General features: G+C 71.1%; 16 protein-coding genes and 1 pseudogene. 8 read left to right on the top strand and 9 right to left on the bottom strand.

Going from position 1 to position 14926, the window contains the following annotated elements:
• Positions 1-358: 358 nt before the first annotated feature.
• Positions 359-880, top strand: coding sequence for an aggregation-promoting factor C-terminal-like domain-containing protein (locus E1292_RS54570; RefSeq protein ID WP_246090780.1), 522 nt, complete (start codon positions 359-361; stop codon positions 878-880).
• A gap of 22 nt (positions 881-902) precedes the next feature.
• On the opposite strand, the gene E1292_RS44610 is transcribed toward E1292_RS54570, so the two are convergent.
• On the bottom strand, positions 903-1574 hold the full coding sequence (locus E1292_RS44610; protein WP_132605842.1) for a TetR/AcrR family transcriptional regulator: 672 nt from the start codon (positions 1572-1574) through the stop codon (positions 903-905).
• A 54-nt stretch (positions 1575-1628) separates the two neighbouring features.
• Positions 1629-2021, bottom strand: a complete 393-nt coding sequence (locus E1292_RS44605) for a nucleoside deaminase (RefSeq protein WP_132605840.1) — start codon at positions 2019-2021, stop codon at positions 1629-1631.
• 169 nt (positions 2022-2190) lie between these two features.
• Here E1292_RS44605 and E1292_RS44600 point away from each other — a divergent pair, with 169 nt between their 5' ends.
• Positions 2191-3975 carry an ABC transporter ATP-binding protein gene (locus tag E1292_RS44600; protein WP_165975062.1) on the top strand — a complete coding sequence of 595 codons (1785 nt, stop codon included), beginning with the start codon at positions 2191-2193 and terminating at the stop codon, positions 3973-3975.
• Entirely contained in the window at positions 3972-5831 is a 1860-nt protein-coding gene (locus E1292_RS44595) for an ABC transporter ATP-binding protein (protein ID WP_132605838.1), read from the top strand. The genes E1292_RS44600 and E1292_RS44595 overlap by 4 nt, the downstream gene beginning before the upstream one ends.
• Here the strand turns inward: E1292_RS44595 and E1292_RS44590 are convergent.
• The 6 genes from E1292_RS44590 to E1292_RS44565 form a co-directional block, all read right to left on the bottom strand.
• Positions 5828-6250: a hypothetical protein gene (locus tag E1292_RS44590; protein WP_132605836.1), complete on the bottom strand. Its 423-nt coding sequence runs from the start codon at positions 6248-6250 to the stop codon at positions 5828-5830. The genes E1292_RS44595 and E1292_RS44590 overlap by 4 nt on opposite strands.
• Positions 6251-6362: 112 nt before the next feature.
• Complete coding sequence (locus tag E1292_RS44585) at positions 6363-6677, bottom strand: hypothetical protein (RefSeq protein ID WP_132605834.1); 315 nt, start codon at positions 6675-6677, stop codon at positions 6363-6365.
• A 59-nt stretch (positions 6678-6736) separates the two neighbouring features.
• A complete protein-coding gene (locus E1292_RS44580) occupies positions 6737-7087 on the bottom strand; it encodes a DUF202 domain-containing protein (RefSeq protein ID WP_132605832.1) in 351 nt (116 codons plus the stop codon).
• Between the two features lie 8 nt (positions 7088-7095).
• Positions 7096-7422, bottom strand: coding sequence for a YidH family protein (locus tag E1292_RS44575; RefSeq protein WP_132605830.1), 327 nt, complete (start codon positions 7420-7422; stop codon positions 7096-7098).
• A gap of 64 nt (positions 7423-7486) precedes the next feature.
• On the bottom strand, positions 7487-7876 hold the full coding sequence (locus E1292_RS44570; RefSeq protein WP_132605828.1) for a DUF8711 family protein: 390 nt from the start codon (positions 7874-7876) through the stop codon (positions 7487-7489).
• A 104-nt stretch (positions 7877-7980) separates the two neighbouring features.
• A complete protein-coding gene (locus E1292_RS44565; protein WP_132605826.1) occupies positions 7981-8967 on the bottom strand; it encodes an alpha/beta fold hydrolase in 987 nt (328 codons plus the stop codon).
• 144 nt (positions 8968-9111) lie between these two features.
• On the opposite strand from E1292_RS44565, the gene E1292_RS44560 reads away from it, so the two are divergent.
• From E1292_RS44560 to E1292_RS44540, 5 genes are all read left to right on the top strand, one after another.
• Positions 9112-9699 carry a helix-turn-helix domain-containing protein gene (locus E1292_RS44560; RefSeq protein ID WP_165975061.1) on the top strand — a complete coding sequence of 196 codons (588 nt, stop codon included), beginning with the start codon at positions 9112-9114 and terminating at the stop codon, positions 9697-9699.
• 49 nt (positions 9700-9748) lie between these two features.
• Positions 9749-10975, top strand: a complete 1227-nt coding sequence (locus tag E1292_RS44555) for an MFS transporter (RefSeq protein ID WP_165975060.1) — start codon at positions 9749-9751, stop codon at positions 10973-10975.
• A gap of 96 nt (positions 10976-11071) precedes the next feature.
• Positions 11072-11980: a class A beta-lactamase gene (bla, locus tag E1292_RS44550; protein WP_132605820.1), complete on the top strand. Its 909-nt coding sequence runs from the start codon at positions 11072-11074 to the stop codon at positions 11978-11980.
• On the top strand, positions 11980-14079 hold the full coding sequence (locus E1292_RS44545; protein WP_132605818.1) for a transglycosylase domain-containing protein: 2100 nt from the start codon (positions 11980-11982) through the stop codon (positions 14077-14079). The genes bla and E1292_RS44545 overlap by 1 nt, the downstream gene beginning before the upstream one ends.
• A 53-nt stretch (positions 14080-14132) precedes the next feature.
• Complete coding sequence (locus E1292_RS44540; protein WP_132605816.1) at positions 14133-14390, top strand: UBP-type zinc finger domain-containing protein; 258 nt, start codon at positions 14133-14135, stop codon at positions 14388-14390.
• Here E1292_RS44540 and E1292_RS44535 read toward each other — a convergent pair.
• Positions 14387-14926: pseudogene (locus tag E1292_RS44535) on the bottom strand (Na+/H+ antiporter); the annotation flags it as partial. The gene E1292_RS44540 and the pseudogene E1292_RS44535 overlap by 4 nt on opposite strands.

Below are 14926 nucleotides of genomic sequence, written 5' to 3'. Positions count from 1 at the left end.
CTCCCACCCTTGCCCCTGAGCCAAACCTCAGGCTTGGCCGCTTTTTCCGGCAAGCTCGGCCCATATGCGCGACGGGGCGGGCAATCCTGGCCCAGCGAGCGGGTCTTTTATCCGCAACGGTGACACAAACACCTGTCCACGCCGTGTCGCGATGCGCGACCCGCGATTACGGAGCGTAATAGGAATCGTGCTAGAGGACACGTCGCGGCGCTCTCCGGGCCGCCCAGCACGATCGGGCGGTGCACCGGAATCCCGGAGGGCCACGCGGACTCTCCACGTCCGAGCCACGGACGCGGACCGGCATGGGGGCGCCGGAAATGCGCGCCTGTCCGCACGCGACCCGACAGCAAGGATCGACTTGGACAGCAAACGCGCGCTCAGCACCGCTCTCATCTCCGCCACCGCGCTCACCGCGTTCGGTGGCACGCCGGCCCGGGCGGAGTCAGCGCCTCCGACCAAGACCCGGGCCTGGACCACGCCGGCGCTACCGAAGACCCGGATCTGGACCACGCCGGCGCGACCGAAGACCCGGGTCTGGACCACGAAAGCGCAACCGCAGATCACGGCCGAGAAACCGGCCAGCAGGAACAAGAGGATCGCCCTGGGGCAGGTCGTCCAGCGATCGTGGAACCTCAAGGAGTTCCGCTGCCTGGACAACTTGTGGACCAGGGAGAGCAACTGGAACCACCGGGCCCGTAATCGTTCGTCCGGAGCGTACGGCATCCCGCAGGCGCTGCCCGCGGGCAAGATGCGGGGCGCGGGCCACGACTGGCGGTCCAACCCCGAGACTCAGATCCGGTGGGGCCTGGCATACATCAAGGGGAGGTACGGCCGGCCTTGCGGCGCCTGGGGTCATTTCAGATCGCACAACTGGTACTAGAAGCGGGACGGGGCATCCGGGCTCACCGGATGCCCTGCCTGCGCCCCGGATGCACCTCCATGGCCCGCAGGAGCAGCTCGACCCCGAACTCGAACTCGGCCTCGTGATCGCACTGGCCGAGCAGCCCCGCCAGCGAGCTCACCTCGGGGAACAGCGCGGCATCAAGTCCGCCGGCCGTGACCGGCCCGCCCTGGACGGGCGCGAAGGCAGGGGTCACCCCGACCTCCCGCAGCAGCGAGCCGACGATGAACGCGATGAACACGCGCAGCATGCGGACCGCGTCGGCGCCGTCGAACCCGGCGCCGCGCAGCGTGGCCAGCGCCCGCTCGACGGGCAGCAGGCCGGCGGTGGTGTGGAGCTGCCGGCTGACCACGAGCATGGTGGAGCGCGGATGGTCGTGCGCGATCTGCCGGAAGGCCCGCGCCTGCGCTCGCACCCTGTCGGTCCAGTGCGCGCCGGGGTCGTCGGTGAACTCGATCTCGCCCAGCACCGCCTCGGCCACCGCGTCGAGCAGGGCGTCCTTGTTGGGCACGTGGTTGTAGAGGGACATCACACCGACGCCGAGCCCGGCCGCGATGCGCCGCATGGAGACCGCGTCGGCGCCCTCGCGCTCGATCAGGTCGATGGCCGCGGCGACGATGCGGCCCCGGGACAGGGGCCCTTCAGCCGGGGGCCCTGCGGGCTCAGTGGGCATAGTGCATTCTAGGGACGGCCTCGGCGCCGGGAGGCCGTGCCGGCCAGAGGGTGTTCAGGACCTGGCGTAGCAGCGGCGGTGCAGCTCGCGGACCTCGTCGGCGAGTTCGGGCACCGGCCCCTCCACCGTCACCCCCGGCGCGACCTCGTTGCGGCCCAGCCCCACCCAGGCGTGGGCGGCGGCGCACATCGGGCAGTGCTCGCCCGAGGTGTAGACGGTGGCGGCGGCGCGTTCCCGCGGCGTCATGTTCGCCGCCGACCAGCGCGCCAGCTCGAACTCCGGATGGCGGGTGCGGTCGCCCGAGGCCACCCGGTTGTGATCCTCGGCCAGGACGGCGCCGTCGCCGGAGACGAGGACCGAGCCGAACGGCTCGTCGCCCTCCTCCAGCGCCTGCCCGGCCAGTTCGACGCAGCGGCGCAGGTGAGGCAGGTCCGTACTGTCGATCATGAATCCTCGCAAGGTCGAGCAGCCTCGAGGAACATTCCCCAACAGACCACAACAAAAGTGATGGTCAGCCGAAGCGTGCATGGTCTTTCACGTTTTCCCACGTCAGAAACGTGAACCCCACCTCCAGGCCACAGAAAATCTGTTGATCCCACGTATTAGCCTAGATGGGATGCCTCCCGATACGCACAAACCTCGCCGTCCCCTGCTGTCCTCCAACTCCTTGTGGCGGATGAAGTCCTACCTCCGCCCGTACGCCACCAGACTGGTCTTCATCTGGCTGGCGGCGATCGTCGGCATCGGCGCCGGCCTCGCGCTCCCGCTCATCAGCGAGCAGGTCATCGACGGCCCCGTGGCCCACGGTGACTCCGCGGGGCTGCTCCCCCTCGGCCTCCTCGCGGTCGGCGTCGGCGTGGTCGAAGCCCTGCTGATCTTCTTCAGGCGATGGGCCCAGGTCAAACCGGTGCTCGGCCTGGAGACCCGCATCCGCGACGACCTCTACGAGCACCTCCAGCGCCTGCCCATGGGCTTCCACGGCGACTGGCAGTCGGGGCAGCTGTTATCCCGGGCGACCACCGACCTGTCGACGATCCGCCGGTTCCTCGGCTTCGGCATGCTCTTCCTGGTCATGAACATCCTGCAGCTGATCACGGTGACCGTGCTGCTGCTCAACAAGTACTGGCCGCTCGGGCTGCTGGTGCTGGCCTCGTCCGTGCCGATCGTCTGGACGTCGCTGCGCTTCGAGAAGCGCTACATCAAGATCTCCCGCCAGGTGCAGGACGAGCAGGGCGACCTCGCCACGCTCGTCGAGGAGTCGGCGCTCGGCATCCGCACGATCAAGGCGTTCGGCCGCCGCCACCACGTCTACGACCGCTACGACGACGCCGCGCTCAAGGTGTACGGCAGCTCGATGTCCAAGGTGCGGCTGTCGGCCAAGTTCTTCTCCTTCCTGGAGATCATCCCCAACATCACCCTGGCCCTGGTGCTGCTGCTCGGGGCGCTGGCCGTCGGCTCGGGCGCGCTGACGCTGGGCGCGCTGGTGGCGTTCACCACGCTGATGTTGCAGCTCGTGTGGCCGATCGCGAGCCTCGGCTACATCCTCGCCATGGGCCAGGAGGCCATGACCTCCGCCGACCGCCTCATGGAGGTCATGGACACCGTCCCGGCCATCGAGGGCGGCACCCAGACGATCGAGCGGCCGCGCGGCCACCTGCGCTTCGAAGGGGTCGGGTTCCGCTTCGCCGACGCTGACGAGCCGGTGCTGCGCGACGTGTGGCTCGAGGTCAAGCCCGGCGAGACGGTCGCCGTCGTGGGCGCGACAGGGGCGGGCAAGACCACGCTGACCGCGCTGGTGCCCCGCCTGCTCGACCCCACCTCGGGCCGCGTCACGATCGACGGGCAGGACGTACGCGACCTCAAGCTGACGACGCTGCGCCAGGTGGTGGCCACCGCCTTCGAGGAGCCGACGCTGTTCTCGATGAGCGTGCGCGAGAACCTCATGCTCGGCCGGCGCGACGCCACCGAGGAAGAGCTCGCCGCGGCCATCCAGACCGCGCAGGCCATGTTCGTCTACGACCTGCCGTGGGGGCTCGACACCCGCATCGGCGAGCAGGGCCTGTCGCTGTCCGGCGGCCAGCGGCAGCGGCTCGCCCTGGCCAGGGCGGTGCTGAGCAGGCCGCGGATCCTGGTCCTCGACGACACCCTGTCCGCGCTCGACGTCGAGACCGAGGCCCTCGTGGAGGAGGCGCTGCGGCACGTGCTGCGCGAGGCGACCGGCATCGTCGTCGCCCACCGCGCCTCCACCGTGCTGCTGGCCGACAAGGTGGCGCTGCTGCGTGACGGCACTATCACGCACGTCGGGCAGCACCAGGAGCTGCTGGCCCAGGTGCCCGAATACCGCGAGTTGCTCGCCCAGGACGCCGACTTCGACGGCGCGTCGGAAGGGGCACTGCGATGACCACGACCACCACCCCGCCCCCGCCGAACGCGTCCGGCACGGCGTCCTGGCGCGGCGTCGCCTCCGAGGACCAGGACGAGCTGCCGGAGAAGGTCTCCGTCCTGCTGCGGGCGCGCTCCCGGCGGCTGCTGGGCAACCTGCTGCGCCCGTACCGGAAGAAGATCACGCTGCTGGTCGGGATCATCGTGGTCTCGAACGCGGCCGGCCTCTCCATCCCCTTCCTGGTCTCCATCGGGATCGACTCCGGCATCCCGCCCATCCGGCAGGGCTCCGGCCCCTCCGTGCTGCTGACCGTGGTCGGGGTGATCCTGGCCGCGGCCGTCACGCAGGCGATCACGCGGCAGGCGTTCCTGCGGCTGTCGGGCCGGATCGGCCAGAGCATCCTGCTGGAGCTGCGCAGGAGGGTGTTCGACCACTTCCAGCGCCTGTCGCTGAGCTTCCACGAGCAGTACACCTCCGGGCGGGTCATCTCGCGGCTGACCTCCGACATCGAGGCCATCGCCGAGCTGCTGCAGTCGGGGTTCGACGCGCTGGTCAAGGCCGTGCTCACCATGGTGGGCACGGCGGTGCTGCTGCTGGTGCTCGACGTGCACCTGGGCCTGGTGGCGCTGGTCCCGCTGCCGCTCCTGCTGCTGTTCACCAAGTGGTTCCGCCGGCAGTCGGCGATCGTCTACCGGCGCACCCGCGAGACGGTGGCGCTGGTGATCGTGCACTTCGTGGAGTCGATGACCGGCATCCGCGCGGTGCAGGCCTTCCGCAGGGAGCCCCGCAACCAGGAGATCTTCCAGCAGCTCAACGACGACTACCGCGGCGCCAACGCCCGCAGCATGCAGCTCGGCGCGACGTTCATGACCGGCATCAAGCTGATCGGCAACATGACGATCGGCGGGGTGCTGCTCTACGGCGGCTGGCTGGCGCTCCACGGTGAGGTGAAGGTCGGCGTGCTGGCGGCGTTCCTGCTCTACCTGCGCCAGTTCTACGAGCCGATGCAGGAGGTCAGCCAGTTCTACAACACGCTGCAGTCGGCGGGCGCGGCGCTGGAGAAGTTGTCCGGCGTGCTGGAGGAGGAGCCGTCCGTGCCCGAGCCGCGCGAGCCCGCGGCGCTGCCGCCGGGCGGGGCGCGCGGCAAGGTGCGTTTCGAGGGCGTGCGGTTCGCGTACGTCGAGGAGATGCCGATCCTGCCCCGCCTCGACCTGACGATCCCGGCCGGGCAGAGCGTCGCCCTGGTCGGCGCGACGGGCGCGGGCAAGACGACGCTGGCCAAGCTGATCTCCCGCTTCTACGACCCCACCGAGGGCCGCGTGCTGCTCGACGGCGTCGATCTGCGCACGCTGGACGAGCCCACGCTGCGCCAGGCCGTGGTCATGGTCACGCAGGAGAACTTCCTGTTCAGCGGCACCGTCGCCGACAACATCAGGTTCGGCAGCCCCGACGCGACCGACCGGCAGGTGCGCGAGGCCGCCAAGGCGATCGGCGCGCACGAGTTCATCGCGGGCCTGCCCGACGGCTACGACACCGAGGTGGGCAAGCGGGGCGGCCGCATGTCGGCCGGCCAGCGGCAGCTGGTCGCGTTCGCCAGGGCGTTTCTCGCCGATCCCGCCGTGCTCATCCTCGACGAGGCCACCTCCAGCCTCGACGTGCCGAGCGAACGGCTCGTGCAGCGTGCGCTGCGCACGATCCTCGCCGACAGGACCGCCCTGATCATCGCGCACCGGCTGTCGACGGTGGAGATCGCCGACCGGGTGCTGGTGATGGAGCGGGGGGAGGTCGTCGAGGACGGTCCGCCGGCCCGCCTCATCGCCGCCTCCGGACGGTTCGCGGGCCTGCACCAGGCGTGGCTCGACAGCCTGAGCTAGCCGTGCGGGCGGGCCGCCGCCGCCAAAGTGGTGTACAGCTCGTACGCGAGGAACGCGACCAGCGGCACGCTCAGCGCGATCAGCAGCCGGCCGGGCAGGTGAGCCCGATCAGCGGGCGCCTTGCCCGGCCGGGGCGCGGGCACGAACACCGGCTGCGGCGGCTCCTCCGGCACGGCCACCAGCTCGAGGTGGCGGGCCAGGTAGCCGGAGGGGAACGACGTCACGCCGTACGCGCCGCAGCCGGGGCAGCACGCCCCCGACCAGGGCGGCGGGACGCGGACTCCGGCACTGAACCAGATCTCGGCCGCGTTGCCGTGGGAGTCGGCAAGGCGTCTGACGACGAACTGCTCCTCCCAGACGTGCAGGCAGCGCAGGCATGCGTGAGGCCACGTCTCGCGGGTGTCGAAACCATCGGGCACCAAGACCACCCCCGGGTGCGGATCGGCGTCGGACCCGAGTGTCCGTCCGGTCCCGTACGCCCGACAAGGCGAGGCTTTGTAACACTAAGCGCTATGGAATGCTCACCAAGCGTCAGGTCAGGTGCCGGTGCGCCGGCCGCTGCACCGGGCTGAGCAGCGGCGTCGCGTCGGGCACGCCGGGCTCGGCCGGCGGGACGAGCTCCGGATGGCGCGACAGATAGCCGTCAGGGAACCTGGTGGACTGCTGGCACCCGCAGTGCGGGCAGATCACGCCCGGCCCTGGCGGCAGCGCGGGCAGGCCGTCACGCAGCCACACCTCGGTCTCGTTGCCGTGACGGTCGTCGATGTGCCTGACCAGATACTGCTCTTCCCAGACATGCCAGCACCGGCGGCACTCGAAGGGAACGGTCCTGAGTTCTTCGGTCAACGAGGTCACCCCCTCGCTTTCGAGTGTCCGCCCGCCTGGCCGAACATCGCAACCCCGGCCTACATGACCGTGAACACGAAGGCGATGGCCCCCGCGACCAGGCTCAACGTGCCGAGCCATGCGAAGGCGGCGTCCAGCCGGGAGTCCAGGGGCCGGCCGCCGTGCAGGGCGGCCTGCACCCGGCGGAACCGGGCCCTGGTCCTGATCAGCAGCACGGCGCCGCAGAGCGCGGCCAGGGCGAAGCCCGTGACGGCGAGGAGGGGCAGGTCGTGCCTGGCGGACAGGCCGGCCGCACCGAGCCCGCCGGTCGCCAGGGCCACCGCCGTGCGCACCCAGGCCAGCCGGGTGCGCTCGCTCTGCAGCCCTTGGTCCCAGATCTCCTCGTCGGGCGCCTTCGCCTCCTCCCCCATCCGCGGCCTCAGATCGACAGGACGATGAGGACGAGGGCGATCACGGCGACGGCCGCGACGCCGTAGCCGAAGACGGCCGCGAGCGCGGGCGGTGGCAGCGGCGCCTGCCGCCGCAGGGCGCGCTGGATGTTGCGCCAGCGCGGGTAGGCCATGCCCGCGGCCAGGGCGGAGAGGGTGACGAGCATGATGGCCAGGGTGGTGCGGATCCAGGGCACGAACAGGTCGGCCGGCACCGCCGCCATGGCCACCCCGCCCGCGCTGAGCGCCAGCGCCGTGCTCAGCCAGGTGAGGAAGGTGCGTTCGTTGGCCAAGGTGAAACGCGGGTCGGGTTCCATGACAAAAACGGTAATTCGTCTACATTTCCCCTAGAGAAGTCGGGATTGCCCTTTCTCACGATAGTCAGCCGGTGCAGGCTTGGGCGACCTTCTCCAGGTAGGCGGCCGAGTCGGTGCCGACCTTCTGCGCCGCGTCGACGGCGTCGTTGGCGTTGTTGACGGAAATGCCGCTCAGGGTCGCGGCCAGGTCGTCGGTGGCGTCCTTGAGCGTGGTGTTGGCGGCCTTGTCGGCCACGTCGTTGAGCTTGGTCGCGGCGTCGTCGAGCGCCTTGTCCATGGCTTGCGGGTCGTCGGTCAGCTTGGCGATCTGCGCGCCCAGATCAGTGACGATCTTCGGCGCCTCCAGGCACGCCTGGGCCTTGTCGATGGTGTTGTTGACCTCGCCGCACCCGGCGGCGAAAATGCACACGGCGAAAGCGGCAAGGGGCACGAACCGGCTCTTGAGGTGGCGCATGTTTTCGACCCTACCCAACGAACGGCCACGCGACGTGACCGCTGCTTTTCGGATAGTAGACGCGACCGAAACGTGAAATCGCCCGCACACCGAAAGACGGCGGTTCACCCGGCGGCCAGGCCCTCGAGCCAGCCGATGAGAAGGCGGTTGACCTCGCCGGGGCGTTCCTGCTGGATCCAGTGGCCGCAGTCGTCGAGGATGTGGGAGGCCGTCAGGCCCGGCAGCGTCTGGGGGAACGCCTTGATGGCGCCGGCCAGCCAGGTGGTGGTGGGGTCGAACTCGCCTCCGACGAACAACGCGGGCTGGGTGATCGCGGCGCCGTCCCATGCGGCGAGGTCCTCCCAGTCACGGTCGACGTTGCGGTAGCGGTTGAGGGCGCCGGTCAGCCCGGTCCGCTCGAACTCGCCCGCGTAGACGTCGAGGTCGGCCTCGGTGAGCCAGGACGGCAGCCCGCCCTTGGGGAAACGGTCGGAGAGCCGGCCGCCTTCGGGGACGGAGGAGACGCCCGTCGTCCGCGTCGTGCCGGCCGAGAGCGCGGCGTAGAAACCCGCCAGCCAGCCGCGGACGTCGGGTTCGATCTCCGCCTCCGCCCGCTGGGGCCGCTGGAAGTAGCTGACGTAGAACTCGTCGTCCCCGCCGAGGCGGGCGAAGGCGTCGGTGGGCCGGACGGGCCCCCGCGGGGAATACGGCACGCTGAGCAGGGCCACCGCGGTGAAGAGGTCCGGCCTGAGCAGGGCGCTGTTGGCCGCGATCGGCGAACCCCAGTCGTGGCCCGCGACCACCGCGGACCGCTCGCCGAGCGCGCGCACGACGGCGACGTTGTCGGCGACGTGGTCGAGCATGCGGTACGCGTGCGTCTGGGAGGGCTTGGACGAGCGGCCGTAGCCGCGTACGTCGATGGCCGCCGCGCGGAAGCCCGCCGCGGCGAGGGCGGGAAGCTGGTGCCGCCAGGAATACCACGACTCGGGGAAGCCGTGGACCAGCAGGACCAGAGGGCCGGCGCCCTGTTCCGCCACGTGGATGCGGCCGCCGGGCGTCTCCACCAGCCGGTGGCGCACCTCGTCGGGCGAGAAAGACGGGTGATCGGGCATGCGTCCTCCAACAGGTTCGCGGGGCTCTTCGCATCATGCGGGTCGCGGAGCGGCACGCGCGCATGGGTTTGCCGTTCCGGCAACGGTTTCCTGATGCCAAGGATTCCCTTGACATGCCCTCCCCCGGGCGTGAAGATTCCAAGCATGTCTTTGGGATCACCGCGCCGGCGGCTCGACGACCCGGCGGCCATGCGGGCCTTCGCCCATCCCGTACGGCTGGCGCTGCACGAGCTCCTGCTGCGGGCGGGCCCGACCACCGCCGCCGACGCCGCGCGCGAGACCGGCATCAGCCAGGCGCTGGCCTCCTACCACCTCCGGCAGCTCGCCAGATACGGCTTCGTGGAGCAGGCCGCGGCCCGCGACGAACGCGAGCGGCCGTGGAAGGTGACCGAGCGCGTCCAGGAGTGGGACGACGGCGCGCGCGAGCCCGGGCACTCGGCCGCCAGGAGCCTGCTGGAGCAGGTCATGGCGGAGCGGGCGCTGGCGCGGCTGGCGGAATGGGGCGAGCGGCGGCAGGAGGAGCCGGAGCCGTGGCACTCGATCGGCGGGATCGGCACCTTCTACCTCCACGCCACACCCGAGGAGGTCGCGGCGGTCAGCGCGGCCATCGCGGAGCTGGTGGAGCCGCTGATGGCGCGCGTCGGCGACCCGGCGGCGCAGCCCGACGGCGCCCGGCCGGTGCTCCTGACGCAGGTGCTGGTCCCGCTGCCGCCCACCGGCTCCGGTGGCTGAGACACCGGCCGGGACACCGGCTGAGACGCCTGCCGGGACACCGGCTGGGGTGCCGGCGCCGCTGCGCGGCAACCGCGACTACCGGCGGCTGCTCGTCGCCGGCCTGGTCTCGCAGACCGGCGACTGGGCGATCAGCACCGGCCTGGCCTTCCACGTATACCAGCTCACCGGCTCGACGCTGTCCACGGCGATCATGCTGGTGGTCTCGCGCCTGCCCGACGTGCTGCTCGGATCGGTGGCCGGGATGCTGGCCGACCGCTGGGATCGCCGGCGGCTGCTGGTGGTCACCGATCTGCTGCTCGCTCTAGGGCTGCTGCCGCTGCTGGCGGTGCGCGACCCGGCCCAGATGTGGATCGTGTACGCGGTCGCGCTGTGGACGGGCGTCCTCAGCACAGTGCTCGTCCCGGCCCAGAAGGCGCTGCTCCCGCAGGTCGTGGCAGGGTCCCAGCTCGTCCGCGCCAACGCCCTGCACGGGCAGAGCGGGCAGCTGGCCCGGCTGCTGGGGGCGATGCTGGGCGGCGTCGCCGTCAGCGCGGGCGGGCTGCCCGCCGTCGTGCTCGTCGACGTCGCCAGCTTCGTCGTCTCCGCGGCCCTGCAGGCGGCGGTGCGGACGCCGGGACGGCCCGCGAGGTCGATGTCGGCGGGCGGGCAGTGGATCTCGGGGCTCCGCCTGGCCATGGGGAACGCGGGCGTGCGCGTGCTGGTGGCGTACATGGTGATCACGGGGTTGGGCGAGGGGATCTTCGCCACGCTGGCCGCGCCCTTCGTCGCGGACGTCCTCGGCGGCGGCGGTGACGCGTACGGGCTGTTCCTGTCGGTGCAGGCGGTCGGCGGGCTGCTCGGCGGGCTGGTCGTGGCGGCCCGCCCGGGTGGGGCGAGCCCGCGGGCGCTGCTGGGCTGGGGGACGATCGTGTTCGGGACGGTCGATCTGGCGTTGTTCGCCTACCCGCTCGCCCTGCCGGCGCTCGGGCCCGGGCTCGGGTTCGAGCTCGGGTCCGCGCTCTGGCCCGCGCTCGTGCTGATCGTGCTGGCCGGCGTGCCCGCGGCGGCCGCGATGGCGGGCTTCACCACCCTGGCCCAGACCGTCACCGCCGACGATCGCCGCGGCGGCGTCATCGGCCTGCTGGGCAGCGCCCAGGCGGCCACGGCGCTGGCCGGCATGGCGGCCGCGGGGGTGCTCGGCGGCGCGCTCGGCATCGTCCCGACCTTGTGCCTGCACGCGCTCGGGCTGGCCGCCGCCGGCGGCATGGTGCTGCTGACCTGGCGTCATGCGTGATCGGATATCAGTTCCTTCGCGATATCGCTATTAGACATCCGCTGATCGCATCTGCTTTGCTCCTGCCCTCTGACGGACGACGGCAAAGGATTCGACATGCGACACCTCCGGGCGGCGACGGCGACCGCTCTGACGATCACCCTCCTGGGGTGCGGCCTCGTCACCGGCACGGCCTCGGCCACGACGGTCCTGTCCGGACAGGCCGAGGCCGTGAAGGAGTTGCGGGCGCTGGAGACCTCGTTCAAGGGCCGCATCGGTGCGTACGCGATCGACACCGCCACCGGCAGGACGATCGCGTACCGATCGGGCGAGCGGTTCCCGCTGCTCTCCACGTTCAAGGCGATGGCGTGCGCGGCCGTGCTGCACAAGGCCCGCACCTCCCGGCCGGGGCTGCTGAAGAAGCGCGTCCGGTGGACGGCCCGCGAGCTGGTGGACTACTCCCCCGTCACGGAGAAGCACGTCAAGGACGGCATGACCGTGGCCGGGCTCTGCCACGCCGCCATCACCATGAGCGACAACACCGCGGGCAACATGGTCCTCAAGCAGATCGGCGGACCGGCCGGGCTGACCAGGTACTTCCGGTCGCTGGACGACCGCGTCTCACGTCTCGACCGCTGGGAGACCGAGCTCAACGACTGGACGCCCAAGAGCCGGCGCGACACCACCACCCCGTCGGCCATCGCCCGCGACCTGCGCGCCGTCACGTACGGCAAGGCGCTCAACGCGAAGGACCGCGCCCAGCTCAACGCCTGGCTGATCGCGAACAAGACCGGAGACGCCCGCATCCGCGCAGGCCTGCCCAAGACCTGGACGATCGGCGACAAGACGGGCACCAACTCCGACGGGTTCGGCGGCGGGAACGACATCGCCGTCATCTGGCCCGGCAAGGGAGCCGCTCCCATCATCATGGCCGTCTACACCAACCGCACGCCTGGCCTGGCCGCCGACGACAAGACCATCGCGAAGACCGCCACCATCCTGGCCCGCGGGCTCGGCAGGCTCTGATGGCCGGCCGGGGGACGCAGGTCGTACGGCTCGCCGCCGTGGGGGTGGCGGCGGGCGTGCTGGTCGCGGGTATCGCGCTGCCCGCCGTGGGCGGCGCGGGGTTCGGGTTCGTGGCGGCGGCCGACGGGGTGAACCTCGAACCCGCCGACCTCGTCGAGCCGCCGCCGGCGGAGGTCACGGTCGTGCAGGACGCCAGGGGCAAGGAGATCGCGCGCTTCTACGAGGAATACCGCGAGGTCGTCGGCTTCGACGAGATCGCCGACGTGATGAAGACGGCGATCGTCTCGATCGAGGACTACCGCTTCTACGAGCACGGGGCGATCGACGTCGAGGGCACGCTCAGGGCGCTGGCCGCGAACCTGCGCGCGGGCAGGGTCAGCCAGGGCGGGTCGAGCATCACCCAGCAGTACGTCAAGCAGGTGCTGCTCAACTCGGCCGGCAGCGACGAGGAGCGCAACGCGGCGGTGGAGGCCAGCTACGCGCGCAAGCTCAGCGAGCTGCGTTACGCCCTGGGGGTCGAGGAGAAGTACACCAAACACCAGATTCTCGAGAAATATCTGAACATCGCGTACTTCGGCGCCGGCGCCTACGGCGTGGAGGCGGCGGCGAAACGTTTCTTCGGCGTCAAGGCCTCCGACCTGACCCTGCCCCAGGCGGCGACGCTGGCCGGGGCCGTACAGGATCCCAACGCCACCGATCCCCATCTGGGCGCCGCGCAACGCGAGCGGCTGCGCGCGCGGCGCGACGTCGTGCTGAACCGGATGGCCGAACTAGGCAAGATCACCCCGGCCGAGGCGGCGAAGGCCAAGGCCACCAGGCTTGGCTACAGGGGCACGAAGCTCCCCGGCGGCTGCGAATCCAGCAAATATCCGTACTTCTGCCTCTATGTCAGGCATGAGCTTCTCAGCGACCCCGGCTTCGGCCCGACCGCCAAGGCCCGCCTGGCCAAGCTCAACCGTGGCGGCCTCACCATCAGGACCACGATCGACCCCGCCATGCAGGCCGCCGCCGACCGGGCGATCACGAAGCGGGTCAGGGCGTCGGACGGGGCCGTGGCAGCCGAGGCCCTGGTCCAGCCGGGCACCGGCGCGATCAGGGCGATGGCCGCCAGCCGGCCCTACGGTCGCGACGCCGCCAGGAACGAGATCTCGTACAACGTGGTCGCGGACGCCGCGCACGGGGGCGGGGCGGGCTTCCAGGCGGGCTCCACGTTCAAGACCTTCACCCTGCTCGCCGCGTTACAGCAGGGCATGAAGGTGGACGACGGCCTCAAGGCGGGCGCCGGCTACCGCGCGCCGGACTACGCTGCGTTCCGCAACTGCGAGGGAGAGAACGTCGGCGACCCCACGCACACGGTCACCAACGACGAGGGCTCGCCGGGCTGGAAGACGCTGCGGACCGGCACATGGGACTCCGTCAACACGTTCTTCATGGAACTGGAGCAGCGGGTCGGGCTGTGCGAGACGGTCACCATGGCCACGTCGCTGGGGATCCGCCGCGCGGACGGGAAGAAGCTGCAGGAGTACGAGACGTTCACGCTCGGCATCAACGAGATGGATTCGGTGACCGTGGCGAACGCGTACGCGGCGATCGGGGCGCGCGGCCGCCACTGCGCGCCGATGGCGATCACCCGCGTCACCGACCGGAACGGCAAGACCACCCGCTACCGGCCCGAATGCCGCCAGGTCCTCGACCCCGCCGTCGCGGACGCGGCCTCGTCCGTGCTGTCGGGCGTGTTCACCAAGGGCACGATGCGCGGCGTCGGCGGCATCGGCCGTGACGCGGCGGGCAAGACCGGCACCACCGACGACTACGCGGCGGCGTGGTTCGCCGGATTCACCCCCGACCTTGCGGGCGCGGTGAGCGTCGGCGACCCGCGCGGCTCCCAGCGGCACAAGCTCGTCGGTGTGACCCTCGGCGGCCGCTACCACGGCGCGGTGCAGGGCGCGAGCGTGCCCGGCCCCATCTGGAGGGACACGATGGCGGCGGCGCTGAAGCGCGTGGCGCCGACGTCGTTCACCCCGATGGACACGGCCCGGTTCGGCGGCTGCGACGAGCTCTGCCACCCCGAGCGGCGGGAACGCCTCAAACCTGAATAGCCGTGCCCCCGCCCTCCGGGAGCCGGGCGCACGGCGGGTCATAGGATGGGGTCATGGCCACGTGCGAACACCTTTCCCAGGCCGACGACCCTGCGGCCAGGACCCCGGAGGGCTGCGAGGAGTGCCTGGCCGACGGAGGGCGGTGGGTGCACCTGCGGCGCTGCCTGGAGTGCGGCCACATCGGCTGCTGCGACTCCTCGCCGGCCAAACACGCCACCGCGCACTTCCACGCCACCAGCCATCCCGTGATGCAGTCCTACGAACCCGGCGAGAAGTGGCGCTGGTGCTTCGTGGACAGCCGGATGGGTTAGCGCTCCAGGATCGCCTCTTCGAAGTCGAGCTGCGCCATCAGCTCGCGCAGCAGCTCGTCCTCGAGGCGGCGCTCGTCGCGCAGCCGTACGAACACCCGGCGCTCGGCCTGGAGCATCTCGCGGCGCAGGCGCCGGTAGAGAGTGCTGGGAGTCTCCGCGCCACCCTGGCCGGTGCCGCCGCCCAGGCGCTCCCACGCCGACAACGACCGGCGCCACGACTTCTCCCTGAGCTGGTCGATGACCTGCTTCTGGATCTCGTCCGGCTCGCCCAGCTCCGCGAGCAGCCGGTCCAGCTCCGCCAGCCCCTCCTCCAGCGCCGCCTGCTGGGCCGCCGCCTCGGCCAGACGGTCCTCGTACTGCTCCTGCTCGCCCGACACGCGCAGCCGCCTGATCAGCGCGGGAAACGTGGTGCCCTGGATGAGAAGGGTGCCGATCACGGTGGTGAACGTCAGGAAGAGCAACATCGCGCGGTCGCGCTCGGGCACCTCGTGCGGGATGGCGAACGCCGCCGCCAGCGACACCACGCCCCGCATCCC

Source organism: Nonomuraea deserti (assembly GCF_004348685.1).
GTDB lineage: Bacteria > Actinomycetota > Actinomycetes > Streptosporangiales > Streptosporangiaceae > Nonomuraea > Nonomuraea deserti.
This window is presented reverse-complemented; position numbering and strand designations above follow the sequence as displayed.

Coding starts and splice junctions, on each gene's coding strand:
- E1292_RS44610 (WP_132605842.1), bottom strand. CDS start 1,574: ATGCCCACTGAGCCCGCAGGGCCCCCGGCTGAAGGGCCCCTGTCCCGG.
- E1292_RS44605 (WP_132605840.1), bottom strand. CDS start 2,021: ATGATCGACAGTACGGACCTGCCTCACCTGCGCCGCTGCGTCGAACTG.
- E1292_RS44600 (WP_165975062.1), top strand. CDS start 2,191: ATGCCTCCCGATACGCACAAACCTCGCCGTCCCCTGCTGTCCTCCAAC.
- E1292_RS44595 (WP_132605838.1), top strand. CDS start 3,972: ATGACCACGACCACCACCCCGCCCCCGCCGAACGCGTCCGGCACGGCG.
- E1292_RS44580 (WP_132605832.1), bottom strand. CDS start 7,087: ATGGGGGAGGAGGCGAAGGCGCCCGACGAGGAGATCTGGGACCAAGGG.
- E1292_RS44575 (WP_132605830.1), bottom strand. CDS start 7,422: ATGGAACCCGACCCGCGTTTCACCTTGGCCAACGAACGCACCTTCCTC.
- E1292_RS44570 (WP_132605828.1), bottom strand. CDS start 7,876: ATGCGCCACCTCAAGAGCCGGTTCGTGCCCCTTGCCGCTTTCGCCGTG.
- E1292_RS44565 (WP_132605826.1), bottom strand. CDS start 8,967: ATGCCCGATCACCCGTCTTTCTCGCCCGACGAGGTGCGCCACCGGCTG.
- E1292_RS44560 (WP_165975061.1), top strand. CDS start 9,112: ATGTCTTTGGGATCACCGCGCCGGCGGCTCGACGACCCGGCGGCCATG.
- bla (WP_132605820.1), top strand. CDS start 11,072: ATGCGACACCTCCGGGCGGCGACGGCGACCGCTCTGACGATCACCCTC.
- E1292_RS44545 (WP_132605818.1), top strand. CDS start 11,980: ATGGCCGGCCGGGGGACGCAGGTCGTACGGCTCGCCGCCGTGGGGGTG.
- E1292_RS44540 (WP_132605816.1), top strand. CDS start 14,133: ATGGCCACGTGCGAACACCTTTCCCAGGCCGACGACCCTGCGGCCAGG.